We start from the raw sequence: 16,136 nt of genomic DNA on the forward strand, positions 1-16,136 counted from the left end.
CCGGAGAGTGAGTATAAGTAAATACGATTTTTCAATTCCAGAACAACGATACAAAATGGACGAAGACGGCGAGAACAGTCGCGAAAATTCGAGGCAGCAGGTGGTCGGGCAGAAACGCGATACGCTCTTGGAGCGCGTCTCCGACACCACGAAGTTCGCAGGTCTCGACGAACGGATACGCGAACGGGGATACGAACTGACGGAATCCGTCGTTCAACGCGGCGTGCGTCCGGAAGATCCGTTCGACTTCTGTCAAGTCATACGCCGCTATGCGAACGAGGACGACCGAGCGATAGCCACGTGGATCGGCCTCGATCCGGAAAGAGTCGACAGCGGTGAGGTCTCGTATGAGATGGTAGCGGAACTAGACGAGATACAGGAGCTAAAAAGAGACGCACGGGAGCTATACCCAGTCGTTGTTGCTTTTCTGAACGATGAGGGAATCGGGTTTCGAGCGACCGGTACCGGTATTGGGTGGTCGCGTTAAGTTTGGCGTGAATTGTGGTAGACGGCGAAGGCTTCGAGCCAGTTTTGACCTGTCCCTAACGCGACATTGTTGAAACTATTCGCAAACGATGATGTTCGTCGTTCTATTTCCCAAAAGACACGTTCAATAGCGTTCCGATTTCCATGTTGAATGAGTTGAAATCGATAGCCGTCTTCAGCGAGAACTGATCCGAGATAGTCTGCGTCATCGACGAGAAATTCCACGCTATCGAGCTGATAGCGCCGGTGAAGCTCGGTGAGAAACCATCGCGTCGTCTGTTTATTTGCGGTCGGATAGAGACACACGTGAAGGATCTCGTTCGTCTGCGGATCAACCGCGCCGTACAGCCAGAACTTCTGGCCGTGGAGGCGGATCATCTTTTCCTCAACCGCGAGTTGATCCTCGGAGACGGTCGAGATCGGCTGTAGATCAGCTTTATGAACCCAGTTATGGATCGCGACGTGACTCCGCTTGATCCCAGACAGTTCAAGATGCTTACTTACCTCACGTAGTGACATACCGGCCAAATGACAGCGGATCCCTACTTCAATCGCCCAGCGCGGCGTTCGATCTCGCTCCACAAACGACAAGTCGATCCACGCGATACGTTCGCTGAGGCGGTCGAATTCTGCCATAGACACTCAGAACTCGTCCGCCTCATCCTCTAACTTAACGCGATGAGGTTGGCATCCTTGTATTTATTATTAGGGGAACAATTGGAGGTCGGCTTAAGTTAAGCAGAAACGCAAGACTGCGAGAGTATTCGCCGGGTTCGGGAAAGCCAATTTATAAACTCAAAATAGGTAGTAACTCTGTGAGAAACGGGATCTGCCATTCGTCTTTAGCTAACACCGTTGGTAATACTCAAGGTTAGAATTATAACTCAAAATAGTCGGAGAGTCAGTTCTATTGGCTGAGACGCTGTTCGCTACGAAATCAGACGATAAGAAACGCTGAAAACCAGTGTTTCTGGAGCTTTGAAAGGGTGTACGGACGAAATTTGCCCGAAACCAGCGTCTGCTGAGTATTACTGAAAGTATTATGTAAAGACGAATGCCAATAAGGATTCCGTGCCATCGAGCACGTCCTGTTGACTGGTCCATGCGCGAAAGAAGTCGAGCCATGGGCGCTACAGCCCGGATGCCGCGGCGCGGCATCCGGGAAAGCCCGAATACGTGAATCACTGCTTCACGTGCTGGCGTCCCGAGTCACACGATCGCCTCTCCGAATGATGATGACCACTGGCCGGGCAGACAGACGAGGGAGCTGAGGGCCGCCAGATCAGCGGCCCTCAGCGGTCGGTCGGGGCCCTTCTTTGGCATCTGCTATCGCTAGACAGCGACCGCACCGCACACACGTTTCGACCGCCTACCGGCTGTGGAAGAAGCAGATCCCCAGACGGCGTGATCATTTTGTTGTTAGCCGTGGTTTGGCTAACTAGTAGCGTTTCCATACGTGAAATCCTTAATCGGTGATATGTTCTTGGAGACGTGCTAACTGCCGATTGCCCGTCGCTCGCTGGTGACGTTGGTGCTCCCACTAAGTGGTCTCACCCCCGTGTATACGTATGGATTCGTCATCGAACACCTCGGCGAGAGATGTGGCCCTCATCACTGGCGCGAGTTCTGGAATCGGCGCCGCGACTGCCCGGCGTTTCGCCGCTTCCGGCGCGAACGTCGTCCTCGCGGCCCGTGACGAGGCGGCACTGATGTCAGTCGCGGACGACTGTCGGGCAGCGGGCGTCGACGCGGCCGCTGTTCCGACGGACGTGACTGACGCCGACGCGGTGACAGCACTCGTCGACGCCACGGTCGAACGGTTCGGCCGGCTCGATGCGGCGGTCGTCAACGCCGGTATCGGGGAGCGACGCGATGTTCCCATCGATGAACTGCCGATCGAGCAGTTCGAACGCGTGACGGCGACAAACGTCCACGGCGCGTACTACACGACACGCGCGGTCCTGTCGGAACTCCGTTCGACGGACGGCTCGCTCGTGTTTGTCGGGAGCTACAAGGGAAAACACCCGAGCACGTCGACCCCAGTATACGCAGCCTCGAAGTGGTGGCTTCGTGGATTCGCACTCAGCGTCGCCGGGCGCGTGGGCCCGGACGGCGTCGGCGTGACACTCGTCAACCCGTCAGGTGTGACCACCGAGTTCGGCTCCGAATTCCGTGACCGCTCCAATTGGGACGCCCTCGACGACGACGCAACGCTCGACCCCTCCGACGTCGCAGCGGCGGTCACGTACGCCGCCAGACGGGATCCCCCGACAACCGTCACGGAACTGGATCTGAACCGTCGAGACATCTACGAACGGTTCTGAACGCTCTCTGGTGAACGCGGTCTCTGCGTCTCGTCGCTGGCATCTACCCCGCGCCGCAGCGCGAGGCTTTCTCCTCGATCGGACACAGCCACTAGCCGATCGAGAAGTCACGTACCGCCGCCGAGGCCGGCCGGACTCCCCGAGGTACAAACAACTTCCGGAGTCCGGTCGATAGAGGGTAGGAGCACGAGTGGCTTGACACTCCCAGCAGTCCCGATCACTTCGTGAACGGTACACGGACTCTCACCGTGTCGGGGTCCGCTGGAAGGGTCAACCGAAATCTCCAGCACTCTGGATCGCTCCGTCTTCAGGCGGCGGATATCAACCCTCTTTTTATGATGATAAAACGTTGATAAATGGGTATGAGCGTTGTATTCGATTTCAGCGATCAGGTAGCCGTTGTCACTGGGAGTTGCGGAGCGCTCGGCAGTGCGGTCGCCGCCGCGTTCGCCGACGCCGGAGCGGCTGTCGCCGCGTGTGACATCGTCGACATCGACTCGGAGGACTCGCTGCTCGAGTCGCGAGAGAACGTCGCGTTTTATCAGGCGGACTTCACCGACGAAGCGGTCGTCGCGGAGACGATCGATCAGGTCGTGAGCGATCACGGCCAGATCGACTGTTTGGTTAACGTCGCCGGGACGTGGCGGGGCGGCGATCCGGTCGAAGAGACCGACACCGACCTGTTCGAAATGTTGTTCGACATCAACCTCAAGACCATGTTTCTGGCGACGAAACACGCGCTCCCGGCGCTTCAAGCGACGGAAGGGTCGGTGGTGAGCGTCTCCGCGCGGTCTGGGCTTGAGGGCGGCACTGGAGACGGGGTGTACCGAGCGACGAAAGCGAGCGTCCGGATCATGACGGAAACGGTTGCCGAGGAGAACCTCGGGACTGTTCGAGCGAACTGCGTCATGCCGAGCGTGTTAGACACTCCGATGAACCGCGAGATGATGACGCCGAGCGACAAGTGGGTCGCCCCCGCCGACGTCGCTGAGGTGATCCTGTTCCTCTGTTCTGACGCCGCATCGGTCACGAGTGGCGCGTCCATTCCCGTCTACGGCGAGGCCTGACGGGACGACCGAGCGGGTCGTCGACGTCCGACCCCGCCTGGAGGTGGAACCGTTATGAACTGCCACGCCTAACGATACATGTGGTACCTGAACCAAATTATATTGCGGTACTCACGAGCGAGGAACAGTACGACGGCGAGCTCACGTCAGAGCTGCCGGTCGCCGACTACGAGTTTGTCGGGAGCATGTACATGTTCGACCTCGCAGACGGTACGTCGAGATCGTATGGGACTGGCGTCGTCGAGGATGTCCGCCCGGTCAAAGAGTCGGTCGAAGAGTAACCGTGTCGTTGCGAGCATGCCCGACCGCCGACGCGAGCGTTCGTTTCGGCGTGAGGTGGGTGGGGCGACGGCGTGCCGGCGCTGTGTCGAACGAGCATGAACGGCCACGATCGTAAGGAGAGATAATGATCGGGTACCCGGGATTAAATCGGACGCTTCGCGGCCGCGATCCCCCGGTGCGATGTACGCGCGGCATACAGAAACAGACGTTCAAAGAGCGCGGCCTCTCGTACGTCTCGACGCTCGCGCAACAGAACCTCAGCGACTTGTACGAACTGCTCGCGTGAAATCACGAGCACGACATTCGGGCCTACCGCTGTGCGTCATCACTGATCCCGTGGGACTCGCAGTTCGAGCTCTCCGAACTACCCGAGTACGAGGAGATCCGTCGCCTCGCGCGTCGCTGCGGGGGCCTCATCACGGAGGCCGGCATGCGGCTCACGTTTCACCCCGACTACTGGTGTAAGCCGGCGAGCGACTCACCGGACGCCCGCGATGGCGCCCGGAGGGCCTTAGAGTACCACGCCGACTGGTTCGACCTGCTGGGGCTCCCGGTCACGCCGTACTACGGCATCACGGTTCACATCGGCGCGACGTACGGCGATATCGCGGCGACCGCCGAGCGCTTTCGCGCGTTCGTCGATAGCCTGTCGGACGCCGCCCGGGCGCGGCTGACCGTCGAGAACGACGACAAGGAAAGCCTGTGGAGCGTGCTGGAGCTCGTGGAACTGGTCAGCGAGCCGACGGGCGTGCCGGTGGTGTTCGACTACCACCACCACTCGTTCACCGACCGCGGCACCACGTACCGCGAGGCGTTCGAGCTCGCGGCGGAGACGTGGGGCGACGTCCGGCCGATGGCGCACTACTCCGAGCCGGCGCGCCTGCGCGACCCGACCGCGCGCCCGCAGGCGCACGCCAAGTTCGTCGCGGATCTGCCGGCGTGGCTGGCGGCGAACGCCGACATCATGATCGAAGCCGACGGCAAAGAACGGGCCGTGTTGCGACTCCGCGACGGCGCGTAGGGCGGCCGTGCCGCACACGAGGCGACCGGCGGCTCGGTTCGTCAGACCGCTGACCCGTCGACCGCACGGCACGCACCGTCGACATCGGCCGCGGAGCCGCGACATCGATCAGGGAGTCTCGTCCGTCGTCAGCCCGTACAGCGCTGCGACCGCCTCGTCGCTCCACGCCGAACAGTCGGTCGTGCGGCGGTGGACACGGCGGCACAGCGTCGCTGATGGGGTTCCGCTCACGGAAACGATCGGCTGTGTTCGCCGTTCCCACGAGAGCGTCCACGGGGCGTCCGGTTCGATCCGAAGGTACGTCGCGGTGTCACTCTCGCTCTCGATATCCGAGAGCGAGCGACGCTGCCGCCCGGCCACGGCCGTGTCGTCAACCACTACCGACGCCGTCGGCGGCACCGCGTCAAGCACACGGACCGCTTCGACGAACTGCGACCGGCTACCGGCCTTCCACGTCAGCGTCTGATGGGTCGCAAACGTTTCGACGTGGACCGCCGGATCGACGGGAATCGTCCGCGGGTCGTCGTCTGACGTGTCGGCAGGCATACGTACTCGATCGCTCACACCGGCGTCTCGATCGCGGCGTGTGTCGCGCCGATCCGGTTCAGCCGTCGAACTCGGGCATCCGTCCGCCGTCAACGGCGACGTTCTCCCCGCTGATGTAGTCGGCCGCGTCGCTCAGGAAGAACCGCAGCGGGGCGGCGATGTCCTCGAACGACGCGGGACGCCCCCGCGGGAACGCGTCGACGCCCGCATCCGTGTTCGAGACCGCGAACGGGGAGACGGCGTTGACGGTGACGCCGTCGTCGCGCGTGTCCGTCGCCAGCATGCGCGTGAACATAAGAACGCCGGTCTTCGCGACGAAGTACGGGAAGTTCACCGGGTGGGCGTGCATTCGGTCGCTGTCTGCGAACCCGATGTTGACGATCCGCCCCCACTCCTGTTGACACATCGCGGGAACGGCACGGCGGGAACACAGCACGGTGCCGTAAAACGTCGTTTCGACGACGTTCCGCCACGACTCCCATTCGATCTCGGTCCAGTGACGCGAGTCGAAATCCCCGACGTTGTTGACGAGAACGTCCACCGATCCGAGCTCCGACTCGATCGTCTCGAACAGCTCGTCCACGGACGCCGGATCGGTGATGTCGCCCTGAGCGGTGATCGCGACCCCGCCGCGGTCGCGGACCTCGTCGGCCGTGGCGGCCGCCGCCGCGTCGCTCTCGTTGTAGTGCACGACGACGTCCGCGCCGCACTCGGCGATCGACAGCACCAATTCGCGGCCGACCCGTTTCGCACTGCCGGTCACGAGGGCCGTTCGTCCGCTCAGATCCGGGACTGAATCCATGGACTTTGTAAACGTCGGACGGCAGGTAAACGTTCCTGAGTCGGCCGCGACACCGCCGGGTTGCGGTCCGATGAGACGCGCTCACACGCCCCGGCTTCTCACCGCTCACCGAACCGGCTACTCGTCTCCGCCGTCGGTGAGTATCTCCACGTCCTCTGCGGGTTCCGTCTCAGAGAGCGACGGGTGCTCGCTGACGTCTTCGGTCTCTTCTTCGTCTTCCCAAGACCACTCGCTGGGAGTGTGACCATGGCACATGGTATGTGATAGCATGATGGCTACAGATAATTAAATGGTCGGCCGAAGCCGTCTCTCAGGCGCTCACTACCGCGCCTACCGCTCCCGCTGCCGGGCCCAGAACCGATGCGCGCTCAGTCGCGCGCCGAAAGACGGGTGACCTCGCCGGCGTCGACTCCCAACCGATGTCGTCACCGATCCGGTGATTTCCCACGGTCTCGTCGGTGAGGCAGCCGCCGAGCGCGCCGCTCCCGACGAACGAACCCGGGCGCGCGAGCACCGCCACCCCGACGCCGGTCGAACTGAGGACGTCCGGAAAGGAAGAATAGCATCCGACCGGACGGTAGCCGGGAGGCGAAGCTTCCCGATACGTATCGTCCACTACCGTGTCCGCGTCGATCCGATGTCTTCGTCCCGCGCGCGGACCAAAACGCTTTGTGCGTGTAACGTGTTAACAGACGTAATGAGCGTACGTACGGGTCCGACGGCGATCTTTCAGATCCCCGATCAGGGGGTGACGGCGGCGGGGTGTTCGAACGTCTGGTGCGAACTGGGCGCGGCCGCGACCGAGCCGGGAGCGGTCACGGCCGTCGCGCTCGCCGGGATCCTCGCGCTGCTCGCGTTCGCGTACGTCCGCGACGCCGAGGCTGCCTGCCGGGGGGAGCGACGCCGCGTCCTCGACGAGCGGGACGCGTTCGAGTCGTTTGCCGACCGAGTGGCCGAACTGGACACGGTCTCGGTCGCGACGGACTCGACCCCGTCGGGCGTGCCGGCCGGCGCGCTCGGCGGCATCGGCGCGGCCGGCGGCGGGATCCAGTCGGGCGGCGGGCCGGCGGGCGGCGACGTGACACTCCGCAGGGTGTTGGCCGCGTACGACGACACCGTGCTGTCGCTGTCCCACTACCGGGACGAGTACGACGAGACGGCGGCCGAGAGCCTAGCGGCCGAACTCGGCCCGGACACCGCGACCGCGCTGGCGTCCGACGGCGGGTTATCGAGCGGCACCCAGTCGGCGCTCGTCGACCGGAGTCGGCGCGCCGCGGACGCGCGCGACCGGTTGGCCGGCGCGATAGACGAGGAGATAACCGAGCTGGCCGACCGGGAGACCGCGCTTTCGGGGATCGACCGCCGCCGCAAGCGGCTGCTCGCCCACTTGGAGGGCGTCGGTCCCGGCCGCGAGACGGACGCGGCGATAGACGTCTGGAACCGGCTGGGGGAGCTGAAACGGGAGTGCGACGGCCTCGCCGTCGACCGGCAGCGCTCGCTCGACGACCCGCCGCTGACGCCGGACCTCCACGAGGACCACGAGCGGACGTTCTACGGCTACCTCTACGGGCCCGCCGACGGCCCGCGCTATCCGGTGTTGGCGCAGGTGGCGGAGCTCGCGGACCGGATCCGCGCGGACCGAGACGAGGTCGGAACGCAGGTCGCCGCCGACCGCTGACCGCCCGCGTTCGACGCGCGACGAGCGCCGCAGCGCGACACGGCAAGGCGCGGATCGACGGGGAGAGAGCCCAGCGGTAGCGCCGTTCCGGCTCCCGAGAGGGACGGACGCGGAGAGAAACTCCAAACTACCGGGTCGTTTATGAGGGTAGGGCGGAACTGGGGTCGTATGAGTTGGCAGGAATCGGAACGAGCGTTTACGGACCCCGCTATCGCCCGGGAGACGCTCCCGCAAATGTTCGAGAACACCGCGGAGCGACACGCGGATCGGCTCGCGCAGCGGTACAAGGGCGGGATCCACGACCGGTCGCTCGTCGCCGCCGGCGTCGTGCCGTCGGCGCCGGCGGGGGAGTACGCCGACCTGACGTACGCCGAGATGCGCGGGATCGTCCGGAACCTCGCTGCCGGGCTCCGCGAACTGGGCGTCGACGGCGACACTCGGCTGGCGGTGTACTCGGAGACCCGCATGGAGTGGGCGCAGACGGACTTCGCGGCGCTGGCGGCCGGGGCGGCCGTGACGACCGTGTACGCCTCCTCGTCCCCGAACCAGCTCCAGTACCTCTTGGAGGACCCCGAGGCGACCGTCGTCGTGGCCGAGGACCGCGAGATGCTTGCCGACGTGCTCCGGGTGCGCGACGACCTCGAACACGAACTCGACGCGATCGTGACCGTCGACGACGTCGACGCCGAGGCGGTCGCGGCCGAGGTAGGGGGAGCCGGACCGGTCGACGACGTGTACACGCTGGGCGAGGTCCACGAACGCGGCGCCGAAGCGTTCGACGAGGCGAGCTACGAGGGGTGGCTCGACGCGGTCGACGCCGGCGACTTGGCGAGCCTGATCTACACCTCCGGCACGACCGGGAAGCCGAAGGGCGTCCGGCTCACGCACGCGAACTTCCGCGACAACGTCTCGCAGTGTTACCGGCGGTTCGCGGACCGCCCCGACCGCGACTCCGAGGTCCCCGGGATCTCCGAGCAGTCGACGACGCTCTCTTTCCTCCCCCTCGCGCACGTCTTCGAGCGGATGGCCGGCCACTACATGATGTTCGCCGCGGGCGCGACCGTCGCGTACGCGGAGAGCCCCGACACGCTGCGGGAGGACTTCGGGCTGGTCCGACCCACGACGACGACCAGCGTCCCGCGCGTCTACGAGAAGCTCTACGACGCGATCCGCGAGCAGGCGAGCGAGTCGCCGGTGAAAGAGCGCATCTTCGAGTGGGCGGTCGAGGTCGGCCGCGACCACCACGAGGCCGACGATTCGGGGGTCCTCCTCGACGCCAAGCGGGCGGTCGCGGACCGGCTCGTCTTCTCGTCGGTCCGGGAGGCGATCGGCGGTAACATCGACTTCTTCATCTCCGGGGGCGGGTCGCTGTCGGCCGAGCTCTGCGCGCTGTACCACGCGATGGACCTGCCGATATTGGAGGGGTACGGCCTGACCGAGACGTCGCCCGTCATCTGCGTCAATCCGCCGGAGGAGCCGCAAGTCGGGACCATCGGCCCGCCGGTCATCGACACCGAGATCGCGATCGACGGCGCGGTCGTCGGGGAGGAGGTCGCGGACTTGGCCGGCGACGTCGGCGAGCTGCTCGTCCGCGGCCCGCAGGTGACCGACGGCTACTGGGAGCGCCCGGACGCGACCGCGGAGGCGTTCGTCGAGCCCGACGCCCTCCCGGACGACGCCGTGACCGCCGGGACCCCGCCCGGCGAGCGCGTCGGGACGGGGGATGCGGAGCCGGACCGCGACGCCGCGGCGGCGGCGCCGTGGTTCCGCACCGGCGACATCGTCCAGCTCCGCCCCGACGGGTACGTCGCCTTCCGCGAGCGCGCCAAGCAGCTGCTCGTCCTCTCGACCGGGAAGAACGTCGCGCCCGGGCCGATCGAGGACCGGTTCGCCGCGAACGAGTTCGTCGAGCAGTGCGTCGTCCTCGGTGACGGCCGCAAGTTCGTCTCCGCGCTCATCGTGCCGAACTTCGAGAAGCTGGCGGCGTGGGCCGACGACAACGGGGTCGACCTCCCCGACGAGCGCGCGGCGGTCTGCCGCGACGACCGCGTCCGCGAGCGGATCCAAGCCGAGGTCGACCGGGTGAACGAGGAGTTCGAGTCCTACGAGCAGATCAAGCGGTTCCGGATCGTCGAAGAGGAGTTCACCGAGGCGAACGACCTGCTCACGCCGACGATGAAGAAGAAGCGGCGGAACATCCTCGAACGGTTCGCGGACGAGGTCGAGGTGATCTACGACGGCGAGTAGGGCTGTTCGGCGCCGACAGAACTAGAAACCGATATCCGTCGCGAGAGAGTAGAGGCGTCGATGGGGTTCCGTGTGCCGCCTCGGTACGGCTTCGCCGCCTTAGGCGGGTGCTGCTCCGGGCTGGGCGTACGGCACCTGGCGTTCGGGGAGCGGAACGTCGGACTCCTGCTCGAAGCCGGGCTGATATTCGCCCTCTCGGGCGTCGCGTTTTACACCGTCCACGACCTCTCTCGGTGGGGGGTCTCTCGGTCGGGACGGTGGCGAGCGGTGCGGATCGGGGCGGGGACCGCGCTCGCGTTCGCCGCCCTCGCCGGGATCGTCTGGCTCATCTGGCTGCTCGAACACCACGCGTTCAAGCTCTCGTTCCTGCTCTCGTTCGCCGCCAGCCTCGGGGCGGCGGTCGGCTCCCGGGCGGGCCTGTACGCGGTGAAGTCGGACGAACAGCTCACCGAGGCACAGGAGCTTGCGACCCTGCTCTCGATCAACGACCGGGTGTTGCGGCACAACATCCGGAACGAGCTCTCGGTGGCGCTCGGGTACCTCGACGAACTCGAGGACGCGGACGACAGGTCCGAGGCCGGAGAGCAGGCGGCTATCGTCCGGGACCACTTGGAGGCGCTCCTCGGAACCACCGAACGGACGCGGCGGCTCGCGTCGATCTGGCGGACGGACACCGTGCAGTCGCTCGACCTGGTCGCCGTCGTGAAAGAGCAGGTGGCTCAGTTACCCGGCGACGGGTCGGCGGTGACCGTCCGCACGGAGCTCCCGGAGCGCTGCGTCGTCCGGACGCACCCGGCGCTCCCGGTCGCCTTAGAGGAGGCGCTCCGGAACGCCGTCGAACACAACGACGACGGCGTGACGGTAACGGTACGCGTGTGGCGGGACGACGGCATACACCTCGCCGTCGAAGACACCGGCCGAGGCATTCCGCAGATCGAGCGGCGGACGCTTCGGAACGCGGAGGAGACCCCGCTCGAACACACCGAGGGAGTCGGTCTGTGGATGATATACTGGGCCGTGACCCGGGCGGGCGGAACGGTCGAGTTCGACGAGAACGACCCGCAGGGAACGGTGGTCCGGATCGAGTTGCCCGAGCGTCCGGAGTCCGGCGGCTCGGTCGACGTCGAACCGGAGAGTCTCTGACCGTCGGACCGAAGCCGGAGCGACCGGTGACGATTCGACCCGAGAGGGCGGTCGGGTCGGGGCGCGCACTCCGCGCGTGCGAGAGGAGCCGCTACGCCGACGAGGTCGCGGACTCCGGCCGGTCGTCGCGCCCGACGGAGTCGCCGTCGGCCGAGTCTCGCTCCGCCACGGGCTTCCCGAACGCGTACACCGTGTTGTGGCCGGTCACCTCGACCGTGAGGAAGTCGCCCACCTCGACCCCGCGGTCGCCCGCGCCCTGGACGATGATCTGTCGGTAGGCGCCGTCGCGGCACTTCACGGAGTCGCCGGTCCCCTCCTCGACGACGAGCACCTCGAAGGTCTCTCCGACCATCGACTCGTACGCCTCCCCGACGACCTCCATCTTCAGCTCTGACATCGCCTTCGAGCGCTCCTTCTTGATCGTCCCGCCGAGCCCTTTCATGTCGGCGGCGTCGGTACCGGGGCGCTTCGAGAAGCGGGTGACGTTGATCTTCTCGGGCCGGACCTCCGCGAGGAGGTCCATCGAGCGCTCGTGGTCCGCCTCGTCCTCGGTGGGGAAGCCGACGATGAAGTCGGTCGAGAGCGTCCAGTGGTCGATCCGCTCGTCGAACGTCTCCACGACCTCGCGGAACTTCTCGACGCGGTGTTGCCGGCGCATGTCTTCGAGCACCTCGTCGGAGCCGGACTGAACGGGGGCGTGAATGAAGTCGTACAGCTCCTCGTTTTCCGCGAACACGTCGGCCAGCTCCTCGTGGATCCCGTGGATCCCGCCGGGGTTCGCCATCCCCAGCCGGACCCGGAACTCGCCGTCGATGTCGCAGATCCGGTCGAGCAGCTCCGGGAGCTTCCGGTCGCCGTTGTCCCAGCCGTAGACGCCGGTGTCCTGCCCGGTGACCCGGATCTCCTTCGCGCCGGCGTGGACCAGCGCGCGGGCCTTCTCGACGTTCTCCTCGATCGTCGGGGAGTCGACGCGGCCGGTGGCGAACTTGGTGATACAGTACGAGCAGTTGCTCATACAGCCGCGCGCGATGGGGAGGATGCCGACGACGCCGTCCAAGACCGGCTCGGCGTCGGGCGTGACCGTCGGGCACTCGCCGTTGAGCACGTAGGTCGGGACCTCGTCCCAATGGAGGACCTCGGCGTCGACGTCGGCCTCCGCGAACATCTCGCCCTGCGCGAGCGCCATACAGCCGGTGACGACGAGTTCGGCGGTCGTCTCCGACAGCTCCTCGGCGCGGCGGAGCATGTTGCGTTCGGTCTTCTCGACGACGGTACAGGTGTTGAGGATGGCGACGTCCGCGTCTTCCGGGCCGTCGGCCGGGCGGTGCCCCCCGTCGCGGAGGGCGCGCTCGATCTCCCGGCTCTCTCCCCGGTTCGAGCTACAGCCGTAGGTTTCGATGTGGTACGTCGCCATCGGAGTGCCCTTACTACCGGTTCCGGGGGCAAAAGCGCGACGGATCGGGGCGTCGACGGAGCGACGGCGCCCCGCGTCGGTCCCGGCGGTTCAGTCCTCAGCGACCGCGGCGGCCGGCGCGTCGGCCTCGGCCGTCGCCTCCGGTTCGTCGACGGGGTCGCGCTCCGCGGGCGGCACGGCCTGATAGACCGATCGACGGGCGTCTCGGGGGCACAGCCCCTCCTCGACGAGTCCGACCTCGGTGAGCTTCTCGACCGCGAACCGGACGGTGCGAGTCGAGAGGCGCGTCTCCTCGGCGAGACCGGTCTGGTCGAACCGCCCCTCCGCGTCGAGCACGTAGTAGACCAGCTTGGCGCTCGGCGGCAGCGGTTCGAGCAGCTCGCGAGTTCCTTCGTCCATACTCGATTTATAGGGGTGAATCGCGCATAACCGTGGCCCGCCTGTGTGCCGCGCGCGCACGCCAACCCGGTCTTTTATATATCAGTTGTCCGTCCGGAACTCGAAACGGGCGCCGTCGTCGCCGTCGATAGACATCTCCCAGCCGTGTGCGGCCGCGACCTCGCGCACGATCGCGAGCCCGAACCCGGTCCCGCCCGGCGTGCTCGACCGCCCGTAGCTCGTCGCCTCGTCCGGATCGATGTCGAATCCGGTCCCGTCGTCCGCGATGTAGAACCCGTCCGGGAGCGACCCCACGGAGACGGTGAGACCGTCGCCGGTCGAGCCGTGCTCGACGCTATCGCCGGGCTTCGCCCGACTGCCCGTGGAACCGTGTTCCACGCTGTTCGTGAACAGATTCTCGAAGAGCGTTCGGAGCCGCTCCGGGTCGGCGTCGACCGCGGACGTCGCAGACGAGACATCGAGCGTCGCGCCCTCGGTGTCGACGGTCCGCCACGCCCGCTCGGCGGCCGCGTCGAGCGGAACGGACTCGATCTCGTCGACCGTCCGTCCCTGTCGCGCCAGCGCGAGGAGGTCGTCTATCAGTTGGGTCATCCGCTCGTGGGCGTCGCTGATCCGGTCGAGCTCGTCGAGGACGGCCGGGTCGTCGGTCAGCGACCGAGCCAGGTCGGTCCCTCCCGACGCGACGTTGAGCGGGTTCCGGAGGTCGTGCGAGACCAGCCCGGCGAACTTCTCTAACCGGTCGATCTCCCGCTGAAGGGCGGCGTCGCGGTCGCGTAGCTGTTCGGTCCGCTCGGCGTGGTCGAGCGCGACCGTGACGTTCGCGGCGAGGACGCGGGCCAGTTGGAGGTCGGTCTCGTCGAAGAAGTCCGGCTCGCGCGAGCCGAGCGGCATGACGCCGTGGTTCCCGAGCGGCACCGCGAGGAGGCTCCGGAGGTCGCCGTAGCCGACCGCGGTGTCGACCGCGTGGAGGTCGTCGACGACGACCGGCTGCCCGGAGTCGAACGCCTCCCAGACCCGGCCGTCTCCCGGCCCGAACGCCGGTCGGGCGCCGAAGACCTCGGTGGCCTCCTCGCTTATGGCCGTCGGACGGAGGACGTTCGCCTCCGGGTCGTACAGGCGGACGCCGCTGTTCGGGAACTCGAGGATGTCGATCGCCGCGCGGGCGGCCACTCCGGCGATCTCCTCCCGGTCATCGCCGTCGAACATCCCTCGGGTCGTCGCGTGGAGCTTCCTGAGCGTCCGCTCGACGCGCTTCTGCTCGTCGATGTCGGCGTAGATGGAGTAGACGACCGACGCCTCCGGCTGGACGACGGGGATCGCGTGGAGGATGAACTCCCGGAGCCCGTCCGTCGTCCGTCGCCGGACGTCGAGCCGGGTCGGCTCGTCGGCGGCGATCAGCTCTTCGTGGTCGAACCGCGTCGGGTCGGGCGGGACGACCCCGTCGACCACCTCCTCGTACGCCGACGTCTCGGCGTCGTAGCCGAACGTCTCCAGGAAGGCCTCGTTCGTCTGCGCCAGCGTCCGCTCGCCGTCCGCGCCGACGACCGTCCGGGCCATCGGGAGCGGGAGGTTGTCGAAGAGCGCCGCCAGTCGGTCGCGCTCGGTCCGGAGCGCGGTCTCCGTCTCGATCCGCTCTATCGCGTTCGCGGCGTGTGACGCGATCAGCTCCGCGAACTCCACGTCGCGGTCGTCGAAGGCGGCGTAGCCGTCCGACACCGCCTGAAACACCGCGTACTTACCGATCGGTACGCTGATCGCGGACCGAACGTCGTCGGAGACCGGGTCCGCCACCGCGGTCGTGTCGAGGGAGTCGCGTCCGCCCACCCGGTAGTGGTCCGGGCCGCCGGAAGTCGAGGGCCCGGAGCTCGCCGGGTCCTCCAAGTCGTCCGGGTCCGCCGGGTCGACGCTGACGTTGTCCACCACGACGGTCCGCCGCTCCCGGGCCGTGTAGCCGACGATCCCCTCGTCGACGTCGAACGCGCGGATCTCGTCGGGCGAGACGCTCTCGGACCGGGCGGTCGGGACCAGTCGGTCCCCCCGGCGGCGGGCGACGACGCACCGGTTGAACTCCAGGATCTCCTCGGCCGCGGCGACGACGCGGTCGGACACCGCCGACACGTCCTCGACCTCCGAGAGCTCGGTCGCGAACCGGTGGATCGCGGTGATCTGGTCGTTCACCTCGCGGAGGTCGCGCTCGGCGCGGCGGCGGCCGAGCGCGTTCGCGACGCTGTTCGCCAGCATCTCGTAGCGGTCCCGGCCGGCCCCCTTCTGGAGGTAGTCGGTGACGCCGGCCGTGATCGCCTCGCTCGCTATCTCCTCGCTCCCCTTCCCGGTGAATAACACGAACGGGAGTCCGGGGTCGATCGCACGGACCTCCTCGAGGAACTCGAGCCCGTCACAGCCCGGCATGTCGAAGTCGCTGACGACGCAGTCGACGCCCCCCTCGCGGACCACGTCGAGCGCCTCGTCCGGCGACGTCCGGGTGACCGCCTCGGTGTCGTCCGCGAGCCGTTCGACGTGGGTCGCGGCGAGGTCGGCCGCCCCCGGCTCGTCGTCGACGAACAGGACGCGGCTTCCGGCGCCGTCGACCGGTCCCGACGCGTCGGGCGCGGCCGAACCGGCCTCGGACGGTGGATCGCCGGAACCTGTATTCATATGTGTTCCTCGCGCTACCGGTAATTTTAGCTTTCGCTCCAGCTACCGGAACTGAAAACCGGACGCGTCCGG

General features: G+C 66.4%; 15 protein-coding genes. 8 read left to right on the plus strand and 7 right to left on the minus strand.

All coding sequences use genetic code 11. The features are described from left to right. Positions 1-55 precede the first annotated feature (55 nt). Positions 56-487, plus strand: a complete 432-nt coding sequence (locus tag KI388_RS05790; RefSeq protein ID WP_215088405.1) for a hypothetical protein — start codon at positions 56-58, stop codon at positions 485-487. Here KI388_RS05790 and KI388_RS05795 read toward each other — a convergent pair. Continuing rightward, complete coding sequence (locus KI388_RS05795) at positions 484-1,122, minus strand: IS6 family transposase (protein WP_215088406.1); 639 nt, start codon at positions 1,120-1,122, stop codon at positions 484-486. The two genes, KI388_RS05790 and KI388_RS05795, sit on opposite strands and share 4 nt — an antisense overlap. Positions 1,123-2,054: 932 nt before the next feature. Between KI388_RS05795 and KI388_RS05800 the strand changes: the two genes are divergently transcribed. The 4 genes from KI388_RS05800 (at position 2,055) to KI388_RS05815 (ending at position 5,180) form a co-directional block, all read left to right on the plus strand. After that, the gene (locus tag KI388_RS05800; protein ID WP_215088407.1) at positions 2,055-2,810 is read left to right on the plus strand and encodes an SDR family oxidoreductase; all 756 of its coding nucleotides are present in this window, start codon (positions 2,055-2,057) and stop codon (positions 2,808-2,810) included. A gap of 362 nt (positions 2,811-3,172) precedes the next feature. Continuing rightward, positions 3,173-3,877 (plus strand): SDR family oxidoreductase, encoded by a 705-nt coding sequence (locus KI388_RS05805; RefSeq protein WP_215088408.1) that lies wholly within the window; start codon positions 3,173-3,175, stop codon positions 3,875-3,877. A gap of 80 nt (positions 3,878-3,957) precedes the next feature. Beyond that, positions 3,958-4,158: a hypothetical protein gene (locus tag KI388_RS05810; RefSeq protein WP_215088409.1), complete on the plus strand. Its 201-nt coding sequence runs from the start codon at positions 3,958-3,960 to the stop codon at positions 4,156-4,158. Positions 4,159-4,490: 332 nt separating this feature from the next. Further along, the gene (locus KI388_RS05815) at positions 4,491-5,180 is read left to right on the plus strand and encodes a UV DNA damage repair endonuclease UvsE (protein ID WP_251133251.1); all 690 of its coding nucleotides are present in this window, start codon (positions 4,491-4,493) and stop codon (positions 5,178-5,180) included. 108 nt (positions 5,181-5,288) lie between these two features. On the opposite strand, the gene KI388_RS05820 is transcribed toward KI388_RS05815, so the two are convergent. The 3 genes from KI388_RS05820 to KI388_RS05830 all read right to left on the minus strand — a co-directional run bounded on the left by KI388_RS05820 (position 5,289) and on the right by KI388_RS05830 (position 6,783). Beyond that, positions 5,289-5,726, minus strand: a complete 438-nt coding sequence (locus KI388_RS05820) for a hypothetical protein (protein WP_215088410.1) — start codon at positions 5,724-5,726, stop codon at positions 5,289-5,291. Positions 5,727-5,784: 58 nt separating this feature from the next. Further along, positions 5,785-6,528 carry an SDR family oxidoreductase gene (locus KI388_RS05825; RefSeq protein ID WP_215088411.1) on the minus strand — a complete coding sequence of 248 codons (744 nt, stop codon included), beginning with the start codon at positions 6,526-6,528 and terminating at the stop codon, positions 5,785-5,787. 117 nt (positions 6,529-6,645) lie between these two features. Continuing rightward, complete coding sequence (locus tag KI388_RS05830; RefSeq protein ID WP_215088412.1) at positions 6,646-6,783, minus strand: hypothetical protein; 138 nt, start codon at positions 6,781-6,783, stop codon at positions 6,646-6,648. Positions 6,784-7,225: 442 nt separating this feature from the next. On the opposite strand from KI388_RS05830, the gene KI388_RS05835 reads away from it, so the two are divergent. The 3 genes from KI388_RS05835 to KI388_RS05845 all read left to right on the plus strand — a co-directional run bounded on the left by KI388_RS05835 (position 7,226) and on the right by KI388_RS05845 (position 11,596). Beyond that, entirely contained in the window at positions 7,226-8,206 is a 981-nt protein-coding gene (locus KI388_RS05835) for a hypothetical protein (protein WP_215088413.1), read from the plus strand. A gap of 168 nt (positions 8,207-8,374) precedes the next feature. Beyond that, positions 8,375-10,453: a long-chain fatty acid--CoA ligase gene (locus KI388_RS05840; protein ID WP_215088414.1), complete on the plus strand. Its 2,079-nt coding sequence runs from the start codon at positions 8,375-8,377 to the stop codon at positions 10,451-10,453. 60 nt (positions 10,454-10,513) lie between these two features. Then, positions 10,514-11,596: a HAMP domain-containing sensor histidine kinase gene (locus tag KI388_RS05845; RefSeq protein ID WP_215088415.1), complete on the plus strand. Its 1,083-nt coding sequence runs from the start codon at positions 10,514-10,516 to the stop codon at positions 11,594-11,596. Positions 11,597-11,687: 91 nt separating this feature from the next. Here KI388_RS05845 and KI388_RS05850 read toward each other — a convergent pair whose 3' ends face one another. The 3 genes from KI388_RS05850 to KI388_RS05860 form a co-directional block, all read right to left on the minus strand. Next, complete coding sequence (locus KI388_RS05850; RefSeq protein WP_215088416.1) at positions 11,688-13,010, minus strand: tRNA (N(6)-L-threonylcarbamoyladenosine(37)-C(2))-methylthiotransferase; 1,323 nt, start codon at positions 13,008-13,010, stop codon at positions 11,688-11,690. A 90-nt stretch (positions 13,011-13,100) separates the two neighbouring features. Next, complete coding sequence (locus KI388_RS05855; protein ID WP_215088417.1) at positions 13,101-13,409, minus strand: helix-turn-helix domain-containing protein; 309 nt, start codon at positions 13,407-13,409, stop codon at positions 13,101-13,103. 81 nt (positions 13,410-13,490) lie between these two features. Continuing rightward, positions 13,491-16,064 (minus strand): GAF domain-containing protein, encoded by a 2,574-nt coding sequence (locus KI388_RS05860; protein WP_215088418.1) that lies wholly within the window; start codon positions 16,062-16,064, stop codon positions 13,491-13,493. Positions 16,065-16,136 lie beyond the last annotated feature (72 nt).

It is taken from the genome of Halorubrum sp. 2020YC2 (genome assembly GCF_018623055.1).
Lineage (GTDB): Archaea > Halobacteriota > Halobacteria > Halobacteriales > Haloferacaceae > Halorubrum.

Coding starts and splice junctions, on each gene's coding strand:
- KI388_RS05790 (WP_215088405.1), top strand. CDS start 56: ATGGACGAAGACGGCGAGAACAGTCGCGAAAATTCGAGGCAGCAGGTG.
- KI388_RS05795 (WP_215088406.1), bottom strand. CDS start 1,122: ATGGCAGAATTCGACCGCCTCAGCGAACGTATCGCGTGGATCGACTTG.
- KI388_RS05800 (WP_215088407.1), top strand. CDS start 2,055: ATGGATTCGTCATCGAACACCTCGGCGAGAGATGTGGCCCTCATCACT.
- KI388_RS05805 (WP_215088408.1), top strand. CDS start 3,173: ATGAGCGTTGTATTCGATTTCAGCGATCAGGTAGCCGTTGTCACTGGG.
- KI388_RS05820 (WP_215088410.1), bottom strand. CDS start 5,726: ATGCCTGCCGACACGTCAGACGACGACCCGCGGACGATTCCCGTCGAT.
- KI388_RS05825 (WP_215088411.1), bottom strand. CDS start 6,528: ATGGATTCAGTCCCGGATCTGAGCGGACGAACGGCCCTCGTGACCGGC.
- KI388_RS05830 (WP_215088412.1), bottom strand. CDS start 6,783: ATGTGCCATGGTCACACTCCCAGCGAGTGGTCTTGGGAAGACGAAGAA.
- KI388_RS05835 (WP_215088413.1), top strand. CDS start 7,226: ATGAGCGTACGTACGGGTCCGACGGCGATCTTTCAGATCCCCGATCAG.
- KI388_RS05840 (WP_215088414.1), top strand. CDS start 8,375: ATGAGTTGGCAGGAATCGGAACGAGCGTTTACGGACCCCGCTATCGCC.
- KI388_RS05845 (WP_215088415.1), top strand. CDS start 10,514: ATGGGGTTCCGTGTGCCGCCTCGGTACGGCTTCGCCGCCTTAGGCGGG.
- KI388_RS05850 (WP_215088416.1), bottom strand. CDS start 13,010: ATGGCGACGTACCACATCGAAACCTACGGCTGTAGCTCGAACCGGGGA.
- KI388_RS05855 (WP_215088417.1), bottom strand. CDS start 13,409: ATGGACGAAGGAACTCGCGAGCTGCTCGAACCGCTGCCGCCGAGCGCC.
- KI388_RS05860 (WP_215088418.1), bottom strand. CDS start 16,064: ATGAATACAGGTTCCGGCGATCCACCGTCCGAGGCCGGTTCGGCCGCG.